1 protein-coding gene is annotated in these 251 nt (G+C 63.7%); it reads right to left on the minus strand.

The window, feature by feature from the left end; genetic code table 11:
- On the minus strand, positions 1 to 238 hold a 238-nt coding region (locus tag R0J87_RS22820; RefSeq protein WP_498889213.1), incomplete at its 3' end, for a YqhA family protein.
- Between the last annotated feature and the right edge of the window lie 13 nt (positions 239 to 251).

The following is a 251-nucleotide window of genomic DNA, read 5'->3' on the forward strand; positions in this document are numbered from 1 at the left end:
GGTTCATCGGCTGGCCCTCCTCGAGCTTCATGAAGATGCGCAGCAGGGCGATCGCCGAAATGGCGGTGATCGAGCCCATGAGCTTCATCTTCATGCCGGTGAAGTCCACCGTGCCCATCCACGAGGGTCGTTTCTCCTGCCCGGACTCGATCCGGGCGACGAAGTTCTCGTAGCCGGCGAGGGTCACGATCAGCAGCAGGTTGGCGACCAGCGACAGGTCGATCAGCGCCAGCGCCATCAGGATCGCCGCC

It is taken from the genome of Halomonas sp. SIMBA_159 (assembly GCF_046536035.1).
Classification (GTDB): Bacteria; Pseudomonadota; Gammaproteobacteria; order Pseudomonadales; family Halomonadaceae; genus Vreelandella; species Vreelandella venusta_A.